Genomic DNA, 20,864 nt, shown 5'->3' on the forward strand with positions numbered 1-20,864 from the left:
GGGTGATCCAGGTGGCCGCCACGGCCGCCGTCTGCGGCCTGGTGCTGGCCGCCTGCGGGTCCACTAAGGACAATGCGGCCGCGCCGAGCGCGGGCGGGGGCGACACCGGCGGCAAGGTCGGCGCGACCCTGCCGCTGCTGACCTCGCCGTTCTGGCAGGCCTACAACAACTACGTGCCGCAGATGGCGAAGACCGAGGGCGTCGACGTCCTCCCGACGGTCAACGCCGACAGCGACCCGGCGAAGCTGATCACCGACATCGGCACGTTCCTCAACCAGGGCGTCAAGGGCCTGGTCGTGACGCCGCTGGACTCCGCGGCGATCGTCGCCGGGCTCAAGCAGGCGGAGAACAAGGGCGTGCCGGTGGTCGCGGTCGACGTCGCCCCCGAGAGCGGCAAGGTCGCGATGGTGGTGCGGGCCGACAACAAGGCCTACGGCACCAAGGCGTGCGACGCGATCGGCGAGAAGGTCAAGTCCGGCAAGGTCGTGCAGATCCAGGGTGACCTCGCCTCGGTCAACGGCCGCGACCGCTCGGAGGCCTTCAAGGCCTGCATGGCGCAGAAGTACCCGGGCATCCAGGTGCTGGACATCCCGGCCGAGTGGAAGGCCGACAAGGCGTCCTCCGGCCTCGACAGCATGCTGACGGCGAACCCGGACATCAAGGGCGTCTACATGCAGGCCGGCGGTGTCTACCTGGCCCCGACCGAGCAGGCGCTCAAGCGCAAGAACCTGTTCTTCCCGGTCGGCGACCCGAAGCACATCGTGCTCGTGTCCAACGACGGCATCCCGCAGGAGCTGGCCGCGATCCGGGCCGGCGAGCTGGACGCCACGGTGTCCCAGCCCGCCGACGCGTACGCGAAGTACGGCCTGTACTGGCTGAAGAAGGCCATGGCCGGCGAGACGTTCAAGCCGGGCCCGACCGACCACGACAGCACCATCGTCGAGATCAGCCCCGGCATCCTCGAGGACCAGCTGCCCGCGCCCGTCATCACCAAGGCCAACGTGGACGACAAGGCCCTGTGGGGGAACAACCTGTGATCGCGCCGCCCGCCACCGCGGTGGTCAGCGCCCGCGGCGTCGGGAAGCGCTACGGCCCGACCGTGGCGCTGCACGACGTCAGCCTCGACGTGCACCCGGGCGAGTCGCACGCGCTCGTCGGGCGCAACGGGGCCGGCAAGTCGACGCTCGTCTCCATCCTGACCGGCCTGTCCGCCACGGACACCGGGCACGTCGAGTTCGGCGGCGAGCCGGCCCCGCCCCTGACCAAGCAGGACGACTGGAAGGCGCGCGTGGCGTGCGTCTACCAGCACGCGATGGTCGTCCCGCAGCTCACGGTGGCCGAGAACCTGTTCCTGAACCGGCAGGCGGGCGGCGGGTTCGCCATCGGCTGGAAGAAGCTGCGGCGGCAGGCCACCGAGCTGCTCGGGTCGTGGGACGTGCACGTCGACGTCGACACCCCGGCCGGCGAGCTGTCGGTCGAGGACCGGCAGTTCGTCGAGATCGCCCGCGCGCTGTCGTACGGCGCCCGGTTCATCGTGCTCGACGAACCGACCGCGCAGCTGGACAAACAGGCCATCGAGCGGCTCTTCGAGCGGATGCGCCAGATGCAGGCGAACGGCGTGACGTTCCTGTTCATCTCGCACCACCTGCACGAGGTCTACGAGGTGTGCCAGGCGGTCACGGTGCTGCGCGACGCGAAGCACGTGCTGACCGCGCCGGTCGCCGAGGTCGGCCGGGCCGAGCTGGTCGACGCGATGACCGGCGAACCGGGCGGCCTGTCCGTCCGCGACGCCGCCACGCGGGACGCCCTGGAGGCGGACGCGCCGGAGATCCTGCAGGTCGACGGCCTGTCCGGCGACGGCTTCTCGGACGTCTCGTTCCGGCTCCGCCAGGGCGAGGTCGTCGGGCTCGCGGGCAGCAACGCCAGCGGGAAGCACCAGGTCGCCGAGACGATCTACGGCCTGCGGCGCCCGGCCGCGGGCACGGTCCGAGTCGAGGGCAAGCCGTTGCGGCCGGGGGACATCCCGGCGGCGCTCAAGGCCGGGATCGGCTGCGTGCCGCGCGACCGGCACCACGAAGGCCTGGTGCTGGAGCACCCGATCATGGACAACGCCACACTGTCCATTTTGGACAAGATGGGCCGCGGCGGGATCGCGTCGCCGAAGACGCGGTTCACGAAGGCGTCCCAGGCGCTGGCGGACTACGGCATCGTCGCCGCGAGCGCCGAGCAGCCGGTGTCGGACCTGTCCGGCGGCAACCAGCAGAAAGTCGTCCTCGCCCGGGCGCTGGCCAGTGACCCGCGGGTCGTCGTGCTGATCAACCCGACGGCCGGGGTGGACGTGAAGTCGAAGGAGGCGCTGCTCGCGGTCGTCGACCGGGTGCGCGCCGAAGGCAAGGCGGTGCTGATCGTCAGCGACGAGCTGGACGACCTGCGCCTGAGCGACCGGGTCCTGGTGCTGCGCGCCGGGGCCGTGGTCGCCGAGCACCAGGCCGGGTGGTCCGACGGCGACCTCGTGGCCGACATCGAAGGAGTCGAGCTTTCGTGACCGACGTGATGACCGATCCCCAGCCGGAGCTGCCCGCGCCGCCCCGGCGTCGCAAGGCCCTCTGGCTGCGGGAACTCGCGCTGCTGCCCGCGCTCGTCGTGGTGTTCGTCATCGGTGGCCTGGTCGACGACACGTTCGTCGGCTGGAGCAACATCGTCAGCATCCTGACCGCGTCGGCCGCGCTGTCGCTGGTCGTGCTGGGCGAGTCGCTGGTGCTGATCACCGGGAAGTTCGACCTGTCGCTGGAATCCACCATGGGCCTGGCGCCCGCGCTCGGCGCGATGGTGGTGATCCCGGCGGCGTCGGCCGGCTTCGGCGTCGAACTGCCCACCGCGATCGGCCTGCTGGTGATCCCGCTGTGCGGCGCGCTCGTCGGGTTCGTCAACGGCTTCCTGATCGTGAAGCTGAAACTGAACGCCTTCATCGTCACCCTCGCCATGCTCACCGTGCTGCGGGGTGTGCAGGTCGGCTCGACCAAGGGCAAGACGCTGTTCAACCTGCCGGACTCGTTCACGAACCTGGCGACCACGACGTTCGCCGGGCTGCCGATGTCGGTGTGGCTGGCGGCGGTGCTGTTCGCGGTCGCCGGCTGGGTGCTGCGCTACCACCGCGTCGGCCGCGCGCTGTACGCGATCGGCGGCAACCGCGAAGCCGCGCGGGCGGCCGGGGTGCGCGTCGACCGGATCGCGTGGGCGGTGTTCGTCGTCGCCGGCATCCTCGCGGCGATCGGCGGGCTCGCGTACACGGGGTACGTCGGCGCGCTGGGCGCGAACCAGGGCTCGGGGCTGATCCTGCAGGTCTTCGCGGCCGCGGTGATCGGCGGCGTCTCCCTCGACGGCGGCAAGGGCACGCTCGTCGGCGCGCTGACCGGCGTCCTGCTGCTGTCGTCGGTGTCGAGCCTGCTCAACTACGCGCACGTCACGGCGGAGTGGCAGGGCGCCATCTACGGCGCCATCATCCTGGTCGCGCTGATCATCGCCCGGTACGCCGGCGGCAAACCCCAAACCTGAGCCGCCCTGTGTGATCATCCGACGTTCAAAGCCGTGAAGGCCTCCTTACCGGCCTTAAAGGCCGTGAAGGAGGCCTTCACGGCTCACCGGAGGTGCGTGTGCGGCTAGGAAGCTTCCGCGGCGGGCAGGTCGGGCACCGTCGGGTCGTCGGCCGTGCCCAGTGCGTTGCGCAGCCACTGCTCCACGCCCGCGACGTGCACGGTCGCCCACGAGCGCGCCAGTTCCGGCTCGCGGGCCGCGATCGCCTCGTAGATCGCCGAGTGCTGTTCCCGGGTCTTCGCGACCGCGCCCTCCTGGGTGAGGCCGCGCCAGATCCGGGCCCGCGCGGTCGGTCCGGAGAGGCTGTCGAGCAGCGAGCAGAGCACGGGGTTGCCGGAGCCGTCGGCGATCTTGCGGTGGAACTGGAGGTCGTTGGCGACGAGCGCCTCGACGGTCGGCGAGTCGGCCAGCTCACCGAGCAGGGTGCCCAGCTCCGCGATGTCGTCGTCGCTCATGTGCAGCGCGGCCAGCGCGGTCGCGGCCGGCTCGAGGATCCGCCGCACGGCGAGGAAGTCGAGCACGGTGTCGTCGCGGTGGAAGTCGACCACGAACGTCATCGCGTCGAGCAGCAGGTTCGGCTCGAGGCTGGTGACGTACGTGCCGTCGCCCTGGCGCACGTCGAGCACCCGGATCAGGCACAACGCCTTCACGGCCTCCCGCAGGGAGCTGCGCGAAAGCCCGAGCCGCTGGGCCAGCTCGGCCTCCTTCGGCAGCCGGTCGCCGGGCGCCAGCTCGCCGGAGATGATCATGTCCTTGATCTTGTCGATCGCGACATCGGTGACGGGCATCGTGTCCGCCCTTCCCTGCAACAGACCTCGGATGTTTGGGTGTTACTCCCCAGCGTGCCATGTCCCGGCGAAGGAGTGGTCATGACCCACGGTCCCGCACCACAAAGAGTGGCTCTCCACACGAAGCTGAAACCCGGCAAGGAGGCCGAGTACGAGTCCGTCCACGCCGTGATCCCGCCCGAGCTGGACGTCGCGCTGCGGGCGGCCGGCGTCCGCACCTGGCGGATCTGGCGTAACGGCCTCGACCTTTTCCACGTCCTCGAAGTCGACGACTACGCGGCGATGCGCGCGGCGTTGCGGGAGCACCCCGCGAACGTCCCGTGGCAGGCCAGGATGGCCGAGCTGCTGGCCGTGGAGGACGACTACTCCGGCGACGACACCGGCATCGGGCTGGTCTGGGAACTGCCGGTGAAGGAGTGACCGCGTGAACCTCTCCCTGTCCCCGCTCGGGCTCGGCTGCGCGCAGCTGGGCAACCTGTACCACGCGATCACCGACGAGACGGCGGCCGCGACCGTGCGGCGCGCGTGGGACGAGGGCGTCCGCTACTTCGACACCGCGCCCCACTACGGCCTCGGGTTGTCCGAAGCCCGCCTCGGCGCGGCCCTGCGCGAGTTCCCGCGCGAGGAGTACGTGCTGTCCACGAAGGTCGGCCGCGTGCTGGAGCCGAACCCGGGCGGCGCGGGAGAGAAGGACGACGAGGGCTTCGCCGTCCCGGCCGCCTACAAGCGCCGGTGGGACTTCAGCCGCGACGGCGTCCTGCGGTCGTTCGAGGACAGTCTCACCCGGCTGGGCCTCGACCGCGTCGACGTCGTCTACGTCCATGACCCGGACGACCACTTCGAGGAGGCCCTGCGCGGTGCCTTCCCGGCGTTGCGCGAGCTGCGGGACCAGGGCGTGATCGGCGCGTTCGGCGCCGGGATGAACCAGGCGCCGATGCTCGGGGAGTTCGTCCGCCGGACCGACCTGGACGTCGTGCTGGTGGCCGGGCGCTACACGCTGCTCGACCAGGCCGCGCTGGACGAGCTGCTGCCGCTGTGCGCCGAGCGCGGCGTCACGGTGGTGGCCGGCGGGGTGTTCAACGCCGGCATCCTGGCCACCGCGGAACCCGGCCGGGTCTACGACTACGCCGAGGCGCCCGCCGAGCTCGTCGAGCGAGCGCAGCTGATCGCGAAGATCTGCGCGCGGCACGGCGTCGAGCTGCCGGAGGCCGCGCTGGCCCTGCCGATCGCCCATCCCGCGGTGGCGTCGGTCGTCGTCGGCGCGCATGATCCGGAGCAGGTGAGCGTGAACGCGCGGCGCGCCCGGGCCGTCGTGCCGCCGGAGCTGTGGGCCGAACTGGTCGACGCGGGACTGCTGCGCGCCGACGCCGTCATCGCCGAAGGGGTCTCATGATCGACGCGCACCACCACCTCTGGGACCCGTCGCGGCGGGCGTACCCGTGGCTGGCGGGGGGCGCGATGGACCCGATCCGCCGGCCCTACACGGCAGACGACCTGCGCGCGGTGACCAAGGCGGCCGGGGTGCACGCGACCGTGCTGGTCCAGACGGTGTCAGCGGAAGAAGAGACTGAGGAGTTCCTCGCGACGGCCGTGGCGGAACCGGTGGTCGCGGGCGTCGTCGGCTGGGTCGACCTGCGCGCCCCGGACGTCACGGACCGGCTGGCCGCGTTGCGGTCGCGGGGGCCGCTGGTGGGGATCCGGCACCAGGTGGAGGACGAGCCGGACGACGACTGGCTGCTGCGCCCGGAGATCGTGGCGGGGCTGAGCGCGGTCGGGGACGCCGGCCTGGTCTACGACCTGCTGGTGCGGCCCGCGCAGCTCGCGGCGGCGAGCGAGGTCGCGCTGCGGCTGCCGGGGTTGCGGCTGGTCCTGGACCACGCGGCGAAGCCGCCGATCGCGGCGGGGGAGTGGGAGCCGTGGGCCGGCGCGATCGCCGCGCTCGCCGAGCGCGAGAACGTCGTGTGCAAGCTCTCCGGCCTGGTCACGGCGGCGGACTGGTCGGGCTGGGAGGTGGCGCACCTGCGCCGCTACGTCGACCACGTGCTGGACGCGTTCGGTCCGGAACGGCTGCTGTTCGGCTCGGACTGGCCGGTCTGCGAACTGGCGGCGTCCTACGAAGTCGTCCTGGACGCGGCGGTCTCGCTGACCGGGTCCCTGTCGGACGCGGAACGCCTTGGCGTCTTCGAGCACAATGCGCGAGACGTCTACGGCCTCTGACACATGGATGCGGGCGCGGGACCTCCCCCAGGGGGTACAGGAGGTCCCACGCCCGCGGCGTGAAGGTCTGGTCCTAGAACTCGTCGTCGCTGATCATGCCGCGCAGCCGGGCGAGCGCGCGGTGCTGCGTCACGCGCACGTTGCCCGCCGAGATGCCGAGCGCTTCGGCGGTCTCCTGCGCCGAAAGGCCGACGGCGATGCGCAGCGCGAGGATCTCCTGCTGCACCCGGGGCAGCGTGGCGAGCAGCCGGCCGAGCCGGGCGCCGAGGTCGAGCGACAGGGCGCGGTTCTCCGGCTCGTTGCCGATCAGCGGCCGCTCCGGGAGCTCGGGAACGGGCTCGGAGCGGTCGCGGGCCACGGCGCGGTAGGCGTCGGCGACCTTGTTCGCCGCGATGGCGTGCACGAGGTAGAGGAAGGAACCGCCGCGGTCCTGGTAGTCCGGCAGCGCCTTCAGCACCGCGAGGCACACTTCCTGGGCGACGTCGTCCGCCGAGAGGTACGAGAGGTCACGGCCGCCCATCCGGGCGCGGCAGTACCGCACGACCACCGGCTCGATCATCTTGAGCAGGGTGTGGATGGCGGCGGGATTGCCCTCGCCCGCGTCTTTGACGAGCGGGTCGAGGTCCTCCTTGGTCAGTCGCCCACCAGGTCGGGGCAATGATTCCGGAGTGCGATAATCGCGAACCTCCGTGGCGGATTCCCCGGTGGTCCTGGACGGTGCAGTCATGGTCGTCTCCCCGGCCGACCCTCGACCGTCGCTGCCGGGGGTTCAACTCTCCGTAACGGTGTGATCGCAGGTACTCCCGGAGATCCGGTCCCACCTGCGCTCCGTGCGACGCTGGGTAATCGTAAGCACCTCCTGGCCCATCAGTCCAGATTTCAACCACCAATACCCCGTTCGCAGGAGCGACCGTGATGCAACCGCGACCAGACGCCTCACATTGCGATTAATCGCTTTCAGGATGTGCCGACTTCACCCGTCAGTGGAGCGCGATCACGGACGTGGCAGTCAAGGTCACGGCGAGCGACGTCACGGCGGGCAGCAGCCGGGGCATGGCCACCGGTTCGGCGGCACGCAACGCCCGTTCGCGGGCCGCGCCGACCCCCGCGAGCAGGGCGGACGTCGCCGCGGAGAGCAGAACGGGCAGGAGTGCGAGGCCCCAGTGGCGCAGTGCGGCCGAGTGGAGCAGCAGAAGGGTGCAGGCGGCGGAGGCCAGGGCGGTTCGCCGCCAGGCCAGCCCGGTCCGCTCCGCCTGCGCACCGGCGGGGGTGGTCACGGTGCCACCGGTGCGGTGAGACCGGAGTAGTCGCGAACGGCCGATAATCCGACTGCCAATAAGCCGGCGGCCGGGACGGGTCCGGGGGCGCCGGGCCGGCCCGGGACGCCGGTTTCGGGGCACCACGGACGGTGACCGAACGGTGTGGCGGCCGTCACGACAGCGCCAGCAGGACGGCCGCGGTGAGGATGAGGAGGAACAGGCCCGCCGTCAGCACCACGATCATCAGGCTGCGCGGTAGCGGCTCACCGGCCCGCATCGCGATCTGCACGCGCCGCCAGCGCGGGTACGCCGCCGCGGCGAGCACGGCCGCCAGGGCCACGCACAGCCCGGCGAGCACGGCGCTGGCCCCGGCCGGGGCGGGCACGAGCTGGTGCACGGCGACCCCTCCGGCGAGCAGGCCGAGCGCGGTGCGCAGCCAGGCGAGGAAGGTGCGCTCGTTGGCCAGCGTGAAGCGGTAGTCCGGTTCGGTGCCGCCCTCGTGGGGCTTGATGTCTTCGCGCGGGGCCACGCCCGCACGCTAGCCGGTGTGCGCGGCCTCGGCCTCTTCGTCGCGGTGCGCGAAGACCCACCAGCGCAGCACCGCGAACCGCACGAACCCGCCGACCAGGCTGGACAGCAGCAGCGTGCCCGTCTCCTCCCACGACGTCGGCCGGTCGACGACCGCGTCGAGGATCGCCAGCACCGCCGAGCCGTACCCGGCGTAGAAGGCGAAGGTGAGGAGGTCCTGCAGGTGCCGCTTCCCGGCGTTGCTCTGCCGCCCGGCGAAGGTGACGCGGCGGTGGAACTCGGTGTTCCCGACCGTCGTCAGCGCGATCGCGACCAGGTTCGCCACCTGGGAGCCGAGCCGGTCGCGCAGCAGGAGGAACAGAGCGGCCTGGACGCCGGTCGTCACGACACCGGCCACGACGTACCACGCCGCGTGCGTCCCGAGTTCGTGGTGGCGGTCCGGGTCGGTGGCGATGAGCCGGTGTCCGGGTGCGCACCTGGTGGTGGCCATGATCCGAAGCTACTCCGCCTTCACAAACTTGTGAATATGTTAAACCCGTTGAAGAAATGTGATCCCGGTGACATCGCGGGCGTTTCGGGCCCCGGCACCTCGGGTAGGTCCCCGGCAATGACTATTACCTACGCGCCGGGAGAAACCAGTGAGTGACCGCGACTCGGCCGAATCGGACAGCCTGAGCCCCAGCGAGGCGCTGGACGAGGACGAGCTGCGCGTCGACCCGCTCGAAGAGGGCGTCGAACCGCCCGAGCACTGGAGCGCCGCCGACCGGTACGGCACCACGCCCGAAGAGGTCCGCGAGGGCGAGCCGATCGACCTGCGGCTCGCGGAAGAGGAGCCGGACACCGAACCGGACCCGATCCCGGACCGCCCGCTCGCGGCCACCCCGGCGGCCGAGCTCGACGAAACCGTCGAGGACGCGCCGGCGGACTACGAGCAGGTCGTTCCCGACGACGAGGTGCCCCACCGGCACGCGAACCCGGATCCGGGCGAGCGGGCGGACTACGCGGGCGGCTCCGTGGCGGACGCCATCCGCGAGGCGAGACAGGGCTGATCCGCTCACGCTGCGCGTCCGTTCGGGCGCATTTAGCGTGGGACCCCAGTGCACCGGACCGCGACGAAGGGAAGGCCGAAGATGCTGACCGTGACCGAAGCCGCCGCCGAGGCGATCACCGCACTGACCAGCCAGGGCGACGGGGACGCCGGGCTCCGCCTGGCGGTTCAGAACGCCGAGGGCGAAAGCGCCCAGCTGGCTTTGTCCGTGGCGCCGGAACCCGCGGAGGGTGACAGCGTGCTCGGCGCCGACGAGGGACCGAAGGTGTTCCTCGAACCCCAGGCGGCGGCGCTCCTGGACGACAAGGTGCTCGACGTCCAAGAGGACGATGCCGGCGGAGTGGCCTTCGCCGTGCTGCCGCAGCACACGAGCTGACCGCGGCGGACGGGCCTTTCTCCTTGGGTGTGGAAGGCCCGTTCGCCCGCTCTACCGCCTTCGCCAGGCGCTGACCAGGATCGCGGCCCGCACGCGCAGCAGCTCGGCCGCGTTGGCCCGCGCGTGGTCCAGTGATTCCGCGTGGTCGATCAACGCGCTGCTCGCGATGACGCCCAGGCTCGCCAGCCCGGCCTCGTCGAGCTGGATCCGCCCCGCCAGCGCCATCAGCGGCACCCCGAGCGGCCGGGCGCGTGCCGCGATTCCCGCCGGGGCCTTGCCGTTGAGACTCTGCTCGTCGAGTGATCCCTCGCCCGTGATGACCAGGTCCGCGCCGTCGAGGGCGGCGTCCACCCCGGTCAGCCCGGCGATCAGGTCGAACCCGGACTCCACCGTCGCGCCGAGGCCCGCGATCGCGCCCGCCGCGACGCCGCCACCCGCTCCCGCACCCGGCACCCGTGACACGTCCGGGGCGCCGCCCACCTGCAGCGCGTGGGCCCAGCGGCCCAGCGCCGCGTCGAGCGCCGCCACCTCTTCCGGGCCCGCGCCCTTCTGCGGCCCGAACACCGCCGCCGCGCCGTCCGGGCCGAGCAGCGGGTTCGTCACGTCCGTCGCGACCGCGACACGCACGCCTTCGAGCCGCTCCCGCACCGGCGTCAGCTCGGTCGACGCGACCCGCGACAGCGTGCCGCCGCCGAGGCCGACCGGGGCGCCGAACGCGTCGAGCACGCCGGCGCCGAGCGCGCTCAGCATGCCGGCGCCGCCGTCGGTGCTGGCCGTGCCGCCGACCGTCAGGACCAGCCGCGTCGCGCCGTGCACGAGCGCGTCGCCGAGCAGTTCGCCGACGCCCCAGGTGTGCGCGGCCAGCGCCGTTTCCGGCCCGGGCTCGACGAACTCGATGCCGCACGCGCGCGCCGACTCGACGTAGGCGGTGCCGTCGAGCACGGCGTAGCGCGCCTTGACCGGTTCGTCGAGCGGGCCGCGGACGGTCAGCCGGACGATCCGGGCGCCCGCGGCTTCCAGCACGTCGAGGGTGCCTTCGCCGCCGTCGGCGACCGGGCAGGTGACGATCTCGGCGTCCGGCAGCGCGTCCCGCACGCCGAGCGCGATGGCTTCCGCGGCTTCGACCGCGGTGAGACTGCCCTTGAACTTGTCCGGCGCGATGACGACGCGGGTCACGGCTTCACCTCCGTCAGCGGGGCACGCCCGCCGAGCACTTCGACGACGTTGCGGGCGGCCAGCACGGCCATCGCGGTGCGGGTCTCGATTGTGGCCGACCCGAGGTGCGGGCTGAGCACGACGTCGTCGCGGCCGAGCAGCCGCGGTTCGACGTCGGGTTCGTGCTCGAAGACGTCCAGCGCGGCGCCGGCGATCTCCCCGGCCTCGAGCGCGTCGGCGAGGGCCGCCTCGTCGACGACCGGGCCGCGGGTCGTGTTCACCAGGAAGGCGCCGGGTTTCATGGCGCGCAACGCGGCGGCGTCGATCAGGTGCCGCGTCTCCGGCGTCAGCGGGCAGTGCAGCGAGACGACGTCCGAGCGCTCCAGGAGTTCTTCGAAGGAAACGGAACCCTGGCTCGACCGTCCGGTGTAGACGATCGTCATGCCGAACGCTTCGGCCCGCTTCGCCACCGCCCGGCCGATCTGGCCGAACCCGACGATCCCGAGCGTCTTGCCCTGCAGCCCCGAGCCGAGCAGGAAACCGAGGTGGAACGACCACGGCGTGCGCGAACGCAGCAGCCGTTCGCCCTCGCCGAGGCGTCGCGTGACGGCGAGCAGCAGGCCGAAGGCGAGGTCGGCGGTGGCGTCGGTGAGCACGCCCGGGGTGTTGGTGACGACGACGCCGCGTCCGGCCAGCGCCGGGACGTCGACGTTGTCGTAGCCGACCGCGACGTTCGCGACGACCTTGAGATCCGGCCCGGCGGCGTCGGCGAGCGCGCCGTCGAGCCGGTCGTGGAGCATGCCGACCACCGCCGCCGCGCCGACCGCGAACTCGTGCAGCTCGGCGGGCGAGAGCGGCCGGTCCGCCGGGGACACCACGACCTCGCCCGCCTGCGCGAGCACCGCCACCGCGTCGTCGGGAATCCACCGGGTCACCACGATCTTGGGCACCCGGACAGCTTAGCCGCGCTGGACCGCCCCGAGAACGATCTCCGACTGCGCCGCCGCGCCCGCGCCGTTGGGGTGGAAGGGGAAGGCCAGCAGCAGCGGGTTGCTCACCGAGACCGGGATCAGGCCCTCGGCGTAGCGCACGGTGGGCGCCTGGCACGCGTCGTGGCCGACGGTCGGGGTGTAGGTGTCGACGAGCTCGGCGCCGTTGGCCCCGGCGACCCGCGCGAGCATGGCGTTCATCTGGAGGAACTTCGCCTGCAGGTAGGCGACGTCGCCGTCGGCGATCGGGATCACCGGCCAGCACCCCTTCCCGCTCGCGGGCAGCCCGGCGAGGTAGTTCACCAGCAGGACCCGCGCCTGCGGCGAGCGCGCGTGGATCGCCTGCAGCGCGTCGGCGATCTTGGGCTCGGTCGCCGTGACGGCGTTCTCCAGCTGGTCGACGCCGCCCGCGGTGAACTTCGCCTTGCACGTGCTCACCGGCAGCAGGGTGAGGCACTTGGTCACGGCGGAGGCGAGCCCGATGTCGTTGCCGCCGATGCCGACGGTCACCAGGTCGGTGGTCGGCGTGAGCCGGTCGAACTGCGGTGGGTTCGTCCCGCCGAGCGGCAGCTTCTGCGGCTGCGTGAAGTCGGGCGTCGCGGCGCCGCCGCAGCTCGCGTCGCGGAAGGTTTCGACGCCGAGCGCGCCGGCCACCTCGTGCGGGTAGTCCGATGTGGATTGTGCGCAGTCGAGCGGGGTGAACTGCGTCGTGGGCGGGAGAGTGACGAAGACGTCGGCGGTCCACGAATCACCCAGCGCCACGTACTCGTGGTAGCTGGTGCTCGCCGACGCCGGAGCGGCGAAGGCGAGCGCGGCGATCGCGGGCACGGCGAGAAGGGTGAACAGGCGCCTGCGCATGCTGCCTCCGTTGGCGAGCGGCGAAGTGAAGACCTTTCACATTCGACGCGCAGCCGGTGAAAGTCAATCCTGCTCACCCGTCCTGGTGACTCCGGTCGGCGTGGGTATTCAGACCCTGGTCAGCCGCACCACCGCGCTCGCGTAGCCGCTCCCCGGCAGCGTGACGTCGATCCCGTGGCTCAGCAGCACCGCGCCGTGGTGCACGACGCCGTCCTGGTCCCGGTACCGCGCCGCCGGATCGAGCCCGGCCAGCCGCGGCGGCGTGACCGGCCGCGCGAACTCCGCGGGCCGCCGCCAGAAGATCACCACGACGTCACCACCCAGCACGTACTGCACCGCGGTCAGCGCCGAGCGTGCCGGATCCGCCAGCCGGTACAGCTCGCCGTGCTGCACCACGGGTCGGATCTCCTTGTACAGCGCCACGAGCGCCGTTGCCTCGGCGAGTTCTTCGGAGGACCACTTGGGCAGGTCCCCGCCCAGGCCGAGCACGCCCGCCATCGCGACGTGGAACCGGAAGCTCAGCGGCGCCTCCCGGCCGGTGGTCGGGTTCGGGCTGTCGGTGACCCAGGCCGACATCGTGCCGGCGGGGTAGAGCTGGCCGTAGCCGTGCTGGATGGTGATCCGGTCGGCCGCGTCCGTGTTGTCCGACACCCAGATCTCGTCGGTGCGCGCGAGGATCCCCAGGTCGGTGCGGCCGCCGCCACCCGCGCACCCCTGGATCCGCAGGGCGGGGTGATCGGCCCGCAGCCGGTCGAAGATCGCGTGGACCGCGCGGACGTGGTCGATCCACAGCCGTCCCGGATCCGCGCTCGAGGGCCACCCGGCCTCGGTGAACGCGCGGTTCATGTCCCACTTGAGGTAGTCGATCCCGTGCTCGCCGACGAGCCGGTCGAGCCACTCGTGCGCCCAGTCCGCGACGTCCGGGCGGGCGAAGTTGAGCACGAGCTGGTTGCGCAACGTCGTGCGCGTGCGGTTCGCCATGTGCAGCACCCAGTCGGGGTGCGCGCGGTAGAGGTCGCTGTCCGGGTTGACCATCTCCGGCTCGACCCACAGCCCGAACTCCATCCCGTGCGCGTGCACGGCGTCGACGAGCGGCCCGAGCCCGGCGGGGAAGCGCTGCTCGTTGGCGGTCCAGTCGCCGAGACCGGCGGCGTCGCCGGTGCGCGCGCCGAACCAGCCGTCGTCCATCACGAACAGCTCGGCGCCGAGCTTCGCGGCGGCCTCGGCGAGGTGCGTTTCGGTCCGCTCGTCGACGTCCCAGCCGGTGGCCTCCCAGGAGTTGTAGACGATCGGCCGCAGCTCGCCGGAGTGCGGCTGGACGAACTCGCGGACGTAGGAGTGCCAGCGCCGGCTCGTGCCTCCGAAGCCGTCGGCCGCGTAGAGCCCGGCGAACACCGGCGTCTCCCAGGTCTCCCCGGGCTTCAGCCGCCAGGAGACGTTCTCGTGCCCGAACCCGCCGGTCCAGGTGACGCGGCCGGTGTGCGTGTGGCCGACCGTGATCCGCCAGCTGCCGCTCCACGCCAGCGCGGTCGACCAGACCTCACCGGACGTCTCCGTCGCGTCGCCGGCGTCGAGCATCACCCAGGGGTTGACCTGGTGGCTCGACACGCCGCGACGGCTGGTCAGCGTGGTTTCGCCGACGGGCAGCGGTTCGCGCAGCACGCCGTACTCGGCACTCCAGGCACCGGACGTCCGGCTCAGCCGCGCGCCGTCGCGCCGGGGGAGCGTCCAGGACGCTGAATCCGTGCGCAGCAAGGCAATCTCCGCGTCCCCCGTGGTGCGCAGGGTCGTCCACCGCTCGATGACGTCGCTGCGAACGCGGTAGTGCAGCGAGAGTTCCAGCGGGTAGTGGCGGTCGGCCAGCCGCACCACCAGGGCGCCGTTCTCGAGTGAATACCCCGCGTAACGCCACTCCAGCGCCGACGTCCCGTCCTCGAACCGGACGGCCAGCGCCGCGACGCCGAAGAACGCGCCGCCCTCGGCCGGCAGTTCGAGCCGCTCGTCGCCCGGCTCGTCGAAGCTGCTCTCGGCCGGGTTGCGGCGCTCGGCGACCTGCGCGGCCTGCTCCAGCGTCAGCGGCGGCCCCCAGTGGACGTGCCGCGGCCGGTCGTCGGCGTCGAGCCGGAAGGCGTACGAGCTCTCCGGGGTGCGCAGCAGCCACAGCCGGTGCGCGGGGTCGTGTTCCACGAGCGACATGGTCCTGAGCGTAGGCACGACCAGCCGAAAAATAAATTCTTGACGAAGTTAATTAATCCTGCCTACCCTTCCGGCCATGCCTCGCAGTGCACCGGCAAGGGCGCCGATCACCAGTCCCGCGGCCGCGACCGTGTTCACCACGGTCCTGACCGAGGGGCCGGTCTCCCGCGTCGACGTCGCCCGGCGCACCGGGCTCTCCTCCGCCGCGGTCACCAAGGCGGCCCGGCCCTTCATCGACGCCGGCTACCTCGAAGAACTCGCCTCCGCAGGCCGGACGACGCCGGGCGCCGGGCGCCCCGCGAACCCGCTCGCCATCCGCCCCGACCGCGAGTACTTCGTCGGCGTCAAGATCACCGGCGACGACCTGATCGGCGTGGTCACCGACCTGCGCGCCGACGTCCGCGCCACCGCCCACCACGCGCTGACGAGCCACGACGTCGAGCACGTCGTGCGGGCGCTCGCCGACCTCGTCGGGGAACTGCTGGCCGGGCCGACGCCGGACGGCACCAGCAACCTCCGCGAGCGCGCCTACTGCCTCGGCGTCGCGGTGTCCGGCGACGTCGACCGCGCGTCCGGGATCGTCCGCTACTCGCCGTTCCTCGGCTGGCGCGACGTCCCGCTCGCCGAGCTGCTCGACGAGGCGACCGGCCTGACGACGACGCTGGAGAACGACGTCAAGGCGCTGACCGTCGCCGAGCAGTGGTTCGGCGAGGGTGTCGGCGCGTCGTCGTTCGCGCTGGTCACCGTGGGCACCGGGATCGGCAGCGCGCTGGTCGTCGACGGCGCGCTGGTCCGCGGCGCGCACGGCGTCGCCGGCGAGATCGGGCACGTCCCGGTGGCCGACGGCGGCCCGCTCTGCCACTGCGGGGGCCGCGGCTGCGTCGAGGCGATCGCGTCCACCGGGGCGATCCTGCTGCGCGCCCGCGATGTCTCCGGGGAACCTGCGCTGACCATGGACGACGCCGTGACGCGCGCCCGCGGCGGTGACGAGCCGCTGCGCGAGGTGTTCGCCGCGGCCGGCCACGCGATCGGGCTCGGCCTGGCCGCGCTGGTCAACCTGGTCGGCCCGGAACGGGTCGTCGTCTCCGGCGAAGGCGTCGCCACCTACGACCTGTTCGAGGAGCAGATCCGCCGGACCTTCGCGGTCCAGGCGTTCGGCAGTGCCGCCCGCTGCGGCCTGGTGATCCGGCCGCTGCCGTTCGAGGAGTGGGCGCGGGGCGCGGCCGCCGTCGCCATCCAGAGTCTTTTCGTCGCCGAGAGCGTCTAAGGAGATTTCCGTGAGCCCCCAGAAATTTACGCTGAATCGTCGAAGCTTCCTGGTCGGTTCCGTCCTCTTCGCCGGGGGAGCGGCCCTCGCGGGCTGCACCACGGACCCGCTGAACAAGAACGCGGGCGCCGCTTCGGGCGCCAAGGTCACGTTGCAGCAGTGGTACCACGCGTACGGCGAATCCGGGACGCAGCAGGCGGTCCAGCGGTACGCGCAGGAGTTCACCAAGGCCAACCCGGACATCGCGCTCAACGTCAGCTGGATCGCCGGCGACTACGAGACCAAGCTCAACTCGGCGATGCTCACCGCCCAAGCGCCGGACCTGTTCGAGCTGGGCGACTTCCGGTACCAGAACGTCAAGAACGGCCTGCTCGCGCCGCTCGACGACGTCATCGCGCCGGCCAAGGCCGACTTCAGCCCGGCCGCGCTGGACACCGTGACGGTGGACAACAAGATCTACGGCGTCAAGATGATCGACGACGTCATGATGCTGTACTACCGCAAGAGCGCGTTGCAGGCCGCGGGCGTCCAGCCGCCGCGGACGTTCGCCGAACTGCTCGACGCGACCCGGAGACTGAACACCGGCAAGCAGAAGGGCCTCTACGTCGGCACCGACGGCGTCGGCGAGGCCGCGACCCTGCTGCTCTGGTCGTCCGGCGCGGACTTCTTCGACAGCAGCGGCAAGAAGGTCGCGTTCGCTTCTCCCGAGGCCGTCGCCGCGATCGCCGGGCTCAAGCAGCTGCACGACACCGGCGGCCTGCTCCAGGGCTACCCGACCGACTGGTCCGACCCGGGCGCGTTCGCCAACGGCGCCACCGCGATGCAGTGGGGCGGTCTGTGGTCGCTGCCGGACGTCAAGAAGGCCCTGGGTGACGACTTCGGCGTCGTCGCGTGGCCGAAGTTCGGGGACGCCGGCAAGCAGGTCGCCCGCGTGGGCGGCTGGTACCAGCTGGCCAACGCGAAGTCCGCTCATCCGGATGCGGTGAAGCAGTTCATCGACTGGCTGTGGATCAAGAACGCCGACCTGCAGAAGGACTGGTGCGTCAAGTACGGCTTCCACATCCCGGCCCGCAAGCCGGTCGCCGCGCAGACGACCGAGTTCTCCAGCGGTCCCGCGAAGGACGCCGTCACGATCTCGCAGCAGAACGGCAAGTCGTACTCGGGGCTGTGGAACAAGGCGTCGGCGACGCTGTTCCTGCAGGCCGCGACGAAGATCGCGAACGGGGCGGACCCGGCGGCCGAGCTGGGGGACGCGGCGAAGAAGGCCCAGGCCGAAGTCGACAAGCAGCTGGCCTGATGACCGCCGTGATGGAGGCCCCGGCCGTCCCGGCGGCGGCGAAGAAACCACGCCGTCGCCGCCGGGACTGGCGCGCGATCGGCGCGTTCGCCGTGCTCACCGGCCCGGTGGTGCTCGGGCTGGGGCTGTTCAAGTACGTCGCGATCGCGTGGAGCTTCCTGCTCAGCTTCAACGACGCCCGCGGCACCATCACCATCGGCCACTGGATCGGCTTCGACAACTACGCGTTCCTGCTCGGCGACGACGCCTTCCTGACGTCGCTGTCGACGATCGCGCTGTTCACGGTGTTCATCGTGCCGATCACCTTCGTGGCGTCACTCGGCCTCGCCGTGCTGATCAACAGCATCCGCCGCGGCAAGGCGTTCTTCCGCACGGTGTTCCTCATCCCGGCCGCGGTGTCGTACGTCGTCGCCGCGCTGGTGTGGAAGATGGCCCTGTTCAACGGCCTGCCCTCGGGCGTCGCGAACGTGCTCGGCGGCCTGTTCGGCGCCGAGCCGGTGCCGTGGCTGTCGGAGACGAGCCCGCCGGTGTACTGGGTCGCGGTGGTGACGCTGCGGCTGTGGCTGCAGGTCGGGCTGTACATGATCCTGTTCCTCGCGGGGCTGAAGGCGATCTCGCCGTCGCTGTACGAGGCGGGCGAGCTGGACGGCACGACCAAGTGGCAGGCCTTCCGCTACATCACGCTGCCGCAGCTGCGGAACACCTCCGTCGCGGTGCTGCTGCTGATCCTGATCGCGGCGTTCCAGGCGTTCGACGAGTTCTACAACCTGTTCGGCACCGGGCTGTCCGGCACCGCGACGGCGCCGGTGAAGCCGCCGCTGGTCTACCTCTACGACTCCGCCCTCGGCGACCAGAACTACGGCGTCGGCTCGGCGGGCGCGTTCCTGCTGACCGTGCTCATCGTCGTGATCACCCTGCTGCAGGGCCGGTTCGTCGGCTTCGGGAAGAAGGACTGATGGCCGTCCTCACGGCGCCTCGTTCCTGGCGGAAGGCGCCGAAGTACGTCCTCGCGTCGGTCCTCTCGCTGATCTTCCTGCTGCCGTTCTACATCATGCTGCGCAACGCGCTGATGACGCGTCAGCAGGTCACCTCGCCGGACTGGTCGTGGCTGCCGGACCCGCTGTCGTGGGTCAACTTCGGCGACCTGTTCGCCGACGCGTCGGTGCCGATGGCGCACTCGTTGTGGAACTCGTTCCTGGTCGCGGTCGTGACCGCGCCGGTCGGCACGCTGTTCGGCTCGATGGCCGGCTACGCGCTGGCCCGGATCAACGTCCCCGGACGGCGTGCGGTGTTCACGTACGTGCTGGTCACGCTGATGATCCCGCAGTCGGTCACGTTCGTGCCGACGTTCGTCGTCGTCGGTTCGCTGGGCGGGGTCAACACGGAGTGGGGGATCATCGCGCCGAACCTGTTCAGCGCGTTCACCGTGATCCTCTTCCGCAACTTCTACCTGCGGTTCCCGGCCGAGATCGAGGAGGCCGGGCGGCTCGACGGCCTCGGTTACCTCGGCGTCTACCGGCGGCTCGTGCTGCCGAACTCGGGGAGCATGATCGCGTCGCTCGGCGCGCTGATGTTCATCGAAAGCTGGAACGCGTTCCTGTGGCCCCTCGTCATCGGGCAGGACCCGTCGTCGTGGACCGCGCAGATCGCCCTCTCGACGTTCCTGACCGCGCAGTCGGTCAACCTGCCGGCCCTGTTCGCCGGCGCGCTCGTCACCATCGCGCCGCTGGTCGCGATGTTCCTGGTCGCGCAGCGGTTCATCGTCAGCGGGATCGCGGCGAGCGGCCTGAAGGAGTAGTCCCCCTTTCCCACCCGAGGAGTGTCTCTCTTGAAGCGTCTCCTTTCCGTTTTTGTCGCTGTACTGGGTTTTCTGGCTTTCCTGGTGCCCACGGCCGACGCGCGGACGCCGTTCGTCAAGCCGTTCATGGGCTGGAGCAGCTGGAGCCTGGAATCCGCCACCCGGGCCGGTTACGGCACCGCGTGGCTGAACGAAGGGCACATCCGCGACGCGGCCGACGCCCTCGCGGGCAAGCTCAAGTCCGCCGGTTACACCAACGTCAACATCGACTCGGGCTGGAACGCGGACCTCGCGTGGGTGTTCCACACCGACGTCAACGGGATCCCGGCGCCGGATCCGGGCCGGTTCCCGTCCGGGATCCCCGCGTTGGCCTCCTACGTCCACTCGCGTGGGCTGAAGCTCGGCCTGTACGCGGTGACCGGGCTGGAGAAGGAGGTCTACGACAAGAACGCGCCCATCCTCGGGACGTCGTGCCACGCGCAGGACATCGCGTACCGGCCGCTGACGCCGTCCAACGGCTGGGGCGGCAACTGGAAGGTCGACTTCGGGAACCCGTGCGCGCAGAAGTACTACGACTCGATCGTGTCCCGGTTCGCGTCCTGGGGCGTCGACTTCGTCAAGGTCGACGGGACGACGGCGGACAACGTCGCCGACATCAGGGCGTGGTCCGCGGCCATCGACCACGCGCGGCGGCCGATGTGGCTGACGGCGAGCGCATGGCCGGTGCCGCGATCCATCGGGCCCGCGCTCGCTCCTTACGCCAACGGCGTGCGCATCGACACCGACGTCGAGTGCTACTGCGACACGGTGTCCTCCTGGGACAGCTCGGTGAAGGCGCGCTGGACGGACCTGCCCTCGTGGCAGGGCGTGTTCGGGCCCCAGTTCCGGCCGGACCTGGACTCGATGCCGATCAGCAACAACACCGGCAGCGGCATCCAGGACGGCATCTCCGATGTCGAACGGCAGAGCGTGATGACGTTCTGGTCGATGGCGTCCTCGCCGCTGTACGTCGGGGGTGACATCTACTTCCTGGACCCGGCCGCGGTCTCGATCTTGACGAATCCCGAGGTCATCCGCGTCGACCAGGCCGGGTCCTACCCGACCCAGGTGACCGGCGGCGACCTTCAGGTGTGGCGGAAGCGTGCCCCGGACGGCCGGACGTACGCGGCCGTCTACAACCTGGGCTCGGCACCGGCGGACATCCGGGTGGACCTCGGTGGTCACGGGTCGAGCCCGGTGCGTGACCTGGTCGCCCGGTCGGACCTCGGGCGTTTCCGGGGGTCGTGGACCGCTTCGGCTGTTCCGGCTCACGGCTCACGGTTGGTCCGGATCGGCTGATCGTTGTTCTCGAAGGGGACTTTTCTTGCGCGAACGGCGGGAAAAGTCCCCTTCGTCGTGCCTGCGTCATCCATTGGGTGGAAGACGTCTGGTCGCCGCCCCGGCCATCGTGTTATGTTCGATCACAGAACGAGTGTGCGTGATGCGAACAGGTGG

The 20,864-nt window shown here is 71.3% G+C and carries 22 protein-coding genes; 13 read left to right on the top strand and 9 right to left on the bottom strand.

The genetic code is table 11. The features are described 5' to 3' along the window. The first annotated feature begins 2 nt into the window (after positions 1-2). The 3 genes from MUY22_RS22285 to MUY22_RS22295 are packed head-to-tail and all read left to right on the top strand — an operon-like array spanning position 3 to position 3,555. The gene (locus MUY22_RS22285; RefSeq protein ID WP_247064049.1) at positions 3-1,037 is read left to right on the top strand and encodes a sugar ABC transporter substrate-binding protein; all 1,035 of its coding nucleotides are present in this window, start codon (positions 3-5) and stop codon (positions 1,035-1,037) included. After that, positions 1,034-2,545: a sugar ABC transporter ATP-binding protein gene (locus tag MUY22_RS22290; RefSeq protein ID WP_247062218.1), complete on the top strand. Its 1,512-nt coding sequence runs from the start codon at positions 1,034-1,036 to the stop codon at positions 2,543-2,545. The genes MUY22_RS22285 and MUY22_RS22290 overlap by 4 nt, the downstream gene beginning before the upstream one ends. After that, entirely contained in the window at positions 2,542-3,555 is a 1,014-nt protein-coding gene (locus MUY22_RS22295) for an ABC transporter permease (RefSeq protein ID WP_247062219.1), read from the top strand. Before MUY22_RS22290 ends, MUY22_RS22295 begins: the two co-directional genes overlap by 4 nt. Positions 3,556-3,659: 104 nt before the next feature. On the opposite strand, the gene MUY22_RS22300 is transcribed toward MUY22_RS22295, so the two are convergent. Next, entirely contained in the window at positions 3,660-4,382 is a 723-nt protein-coding gene (locus MUY22_RS22300; protein ID WP_247062220.1) for a FadR/GntR family transcriptional regulator, read from the bottom strand. A gap of 81 nt (positions 4,383-4,463) precedes the next feature. Here MUY22_RS22300 and MUY22_RS22305 point away from each other — a divergent pair, with 81 nt between their 5' ends. From MUY22_RS22305 to MUY22_RS22315, 3 genes are read left to right on the top strand one after another with little or no spacing between them, the layout of a single operon-like run. Next, positions 4,464-4,802 carry an L-rhamnose mutarotase gene (locus MUY22_RS22305; protein WP_247062222.1) on the top strand — a complete coding sequence of 113 codons (339 nt, stop codon included), beginning with the start codon at positions 4,464-4,466 and terminating at the stop codon, positions 4,800-4,802. A 4-nt stretch (positions 4,803-4,806) separates the two neighbouring features. Continuing rightward, the gene (locus MUY22_RS22310; protein ID WP_247062224.1) at positions 4,807-5,775 is read left to right on the top strand and encodes an aldo/keto reductase; all 969 of its coding nucleotides are present in this window, start codon (positions 4,807-4,809) and stop codon (positions 5,773-5,775) included. Then, a complete protein-coding gene (locus MUY22_RS22315) occupies positions 5,772-6,599 on the top strand; it encodes an amidohydrolase (protein ID WP_247062226.1) in 828 nt (275 codons plus the stop codon). The genes MUY22_RS22310 and MUY22_RS22315 overlap by 4 nt, the downstream gene beginning before the upstream one ends. Positions 6,600-6,672: 73 nt before the next feature. Here MUY22_RS22315 and shbA read toward each other — a convergent pair whose 3' ends face one another. From shbA to MUY22_RS22335, 4 genes are all read right to left on the bottom strand, one after another. Then, the gene (gene shbA, locus MUY22_RS22320; RefSeq protein ID WP_247062228.1) at positions 6,673-7,326 is read right to left on the bottom strand and encodes an RNA polymerase sigma factor ShbA; all 654 of its coding nucleotides are present in this window, start codon (positions 7,324-7,326) and stop codon (positions 6,673-6,675) included. Between the two features lie 253 nt (positions 7,327-7,579). Beyond that, positions 7,580-7,876 (bottom strand): DUF202 domain-containing protein, encoded by a 297-nt coding sequence (locus MUY22_RS22325; protein ID WP_247062230.1) that lies wholly within the window; start codon positions 7,874-7,876, stop codon positions 7,580-7,582. A gap of 154 nt (positions 7,877-8,030) precedes the next feature. After that, the gene (locus MUY22_RS22330; protein WP_247062232.1) at positions 8,031-8,387 is read right to left on the bottom strand and encodes a YidH family protein; all 357 of its coding nucleotides are present in this window, start codon (positions 8,385-8,387) and stop codon (positions 8,031-8,033) included. Positions 8,388-8,396: 9 nt separating this feature from the next. Then, entirely contained in the window at positions 8,397-8,876 is a 480-nt protein-coding gene (locus MUY22_RS22335) for a GtrA family protein (RefSeq protein WP_247062234.1), read from the bottom strand. A gap of 148 nt (positions 8,877-9,024) precedes the next feature. Between MUY22_RS22335 and MUY22_RS22340 the strand changes: the two genes are divergently transcribed. Continuing rightward, a complete protein-coding gene (locus MUY22_RS22340) occupies positions 9,025-9,435 on the top strand; it encodes a hypothetical protein (protein WP_247062236.1) in 411 nt (136 codons plus the stop codon). An 81-nt stretch (positions 9,436-9,516) separates the two neighbouring features. Beyond that, the gene (locus tag MUY22_RS22345; RefSeq protein WP_247062237.1) at positions 9,517-9,810 is read left to right on the top strand and encodes an iron-sulfur cluster biosynthesis family protein; all 294 of its coding nucleotides are present in this window, start codon (positions 9,517-9,519) and stop codon (positions 9,808-9,810) included. A 51-nt stretch (positions 9,811-9,861) separates the two neighbouring features. Here MUY22_RS22345 and MUY22_RS22350 read toward each other — a convergent pair whose 3' ends face one another. The 4 genes from MUY22_RS22350 to MUY22_RS22365 form a co-directional block, all read right to left on the bottom strand. Continuing rightward, positions 9,862-10,986: a glycerate kinase gene (locus MUY22_RS22350; RefSeq protein ID WP_247062238.1), complete on the bottom strand. Its 1,125-nt coding sequence runs from the start codon at positions 10,984-10,986 to the stop codon at positions 9,862-9,864. Continuing rightward, positions 10,983-11,915, bottom strand: coding sequence for a D-glycerate dehydrogenase (locus tag MUY22_RS22355; protein ID WP_247062239.1), 933 nt, complete (start codon positions 11,913-11,915; stop codon positions 10,983-10,985). Before MUY22_RS22355 ends, MUY22_RS22350 begins: the two co-directional genes overlap by 4 nt. Before the next feature lie 9 nt (positions 11,916-11,924). Next, a complete protein-coding gene (locus MUY22_RS22360; RefSeq protein ID WP_247062240.1) occupies positions 11,925-12,812 on the bottom strand; it encodes an SGNH/GDSL hydrolase family protein in 888 nt (295 codons plus the stop codon). A gap of 108 nt (positions 12,813-12,920) precedes the next feature. Beyond that, entirely contained in the window at positions 12,921-15,008 is a 2,088-nt protein-coding gene (locus tag MUY22_RS22365) for an alpha-galactosidase (RefSeq protein WP_247062241.1), read from the bottom strand. 76 nt (positions 15,009-15,084) lie between these two features. Between MUY22_RS22365 and MUY22_RS22370 the strand changes: the two genes are divergently transcribed. The 5 genes from MUY22_RS22370 to MUY22_RS22390 all read left to right on the top strand — a co-directional run bounded on the left by MUY22_RS22370 (position 15,085) and on the right by MUY22_RS22390 (position 20,708). Then, a complete protein-coding gene (locus tag MUY22_RS22370; protein ID WP_247062243.1) occupies positions 15,085-16,275 on the top strand; it encodes an ROK family protein in 1,191 nt (396 codons plus the stop codon). Between the two features lie 10 nt (positions 16,276-16,285). Then, complete coding sequence (locus MUY22_RS22375) at positions 16,286-17,572, top strand: ABC transporter substrate-binding protein (RefSeq protein ID WP_247062245.1); 1,287 nt, start codon at positions 16,286-16,288, stop codon at positions 17,570-17,572. Then, entirely contained in the window at positions 17,572-18,528 is a 957-nt protein-coding gene (locus MUY22_RS22380) for a carbohydrate ABC transporter permease (RefSeq protein ID WP_247062246.1), read from the top strand. The genes MUY22_RS22375 and MUY22_RS22380 overlap by 1 nt, the downstream gene beginning before the upstream one ends. After that, entirely contained in the window at positions 18,528-19,370 is an 843-nt protein-coding gene (locus MUY22_RS22385) for a carbohydrate ABC transporter permease (protein ID WP_247062247.1), read from the top strand. Before MUY22_RS22380 ends, MUY22_RS22385 begins: the two co-directional genes overlap by 1 nt. A gap of 84 nt (positions 19,371-19,454) precedes the next feature. Beyond that, positions 19,455-20,708 (top strand): glycoside hydrolase family 27 protein, encoded by a 1,254-nt coding sequence (locus MUY22_RS22390; protein WP_247062248.1) that lies wholly within the window; start codon positions 19,455-19,457, stop codon positions 20,706-20,708. Positions 20,709-20,864: the final 156 nt, after the last annotated feature.

Origin of the sequence: Amycolatopsis sp. WQ 127309 (genome assembly GCF_023023025.1) — a bacterium.
In the GTDB taxonomy this organism is placed as follows: Bacteria; Actinomycetota; Actinomycetes; order Mycobacteriales; family Pseudonocardiaceae; genus Amycolatopsis.

What these genes read in the sequence shown, in the direction of transcription:
- MUY22_RS22380 (WP_247062246.1), top strand. Translation starts at nt 17,572, where the DNA reads ATGACCGCCGTGATGGAGGCCCCGGCCGTCCCGGCGGCGGCGAAGAAA.
- MUY22_RS22315 (WP_247062226.1), top strand. Translation starts at nt 5,772, where the DNA reads ATGATCGACGCGCACCACCACCTCTGGGACCCGTCGCGGCGGGCGTAC.
- MUY22_RS22300 (WP_247062220.1), bottom strand. Translation starts at nt 4,382, where the DNA reads ATGCCCGTCACCGATGTCGCGATCGACAAGATCAAGGACATGATCATC.
- MUY22_RS22360 (WP_247062240.1), bottom strand. Translation starts at nt 12,812, where the DNA reads ATGCGCAGGCGCCTGTTCACCCTTCTCGCCGTGCCCGCGATCGCCGCG.
- MUY22_RS22370 (WP_247062243.1), top strand. Translation starts at nt 15,085, where the DNA reads ATGCCTCGCAGTGCACCGGCAAGGGCGCCGATCACCAGTCCCGCGGCC.
- MUY22_RS22385 (WP_247062247.1), top strand. Translation starts at nt 18,528, where the DNA reads ATGGCCGTCCTCACGGCGCCTCGTTCCTGGCGGAAGGCGCCGAAGTAC.
- MUY22_RS22345 (WP_247062237.1), top strand. Translation starts at nt 9,517, where the DNA reads ATGCTGACCGTGACCGAAGCCGCCGCCGAGGCGATCACCGCACTGACC.
- MUY22_RS22365 (WP_247062241.1), bottom strand. Translation starts at nt 15,008, where the DNA reads ATGTCGCTCGTGGAACACGACCCCGCGCACCGGCTGTGGCTGCTGCGC.
- shbA (WP_247062228.1), bottom strand. Translation starts at nt 7,326, where the DNA reads ATGACTGCACCGTCCAGGACCACCGGGGAATCCGCCACGGAGGTTCGC.
- MUY22_RS22305 (WP_247062222.1), top strand. Translation starts at nt 4,464, where the DNA reads ATGACCCACGGTCCCGCACCACAAAGAGTGGCTCTCCACACGAAGCTG.
- MUY22_RS22335 (WP_247062234.1), bottom strand. Translation starts at nt 8,876, where the DNA reads ATGGCCACCACCAGGTGCGCACCCGGACACCGGCTCATCGCCACCGAC.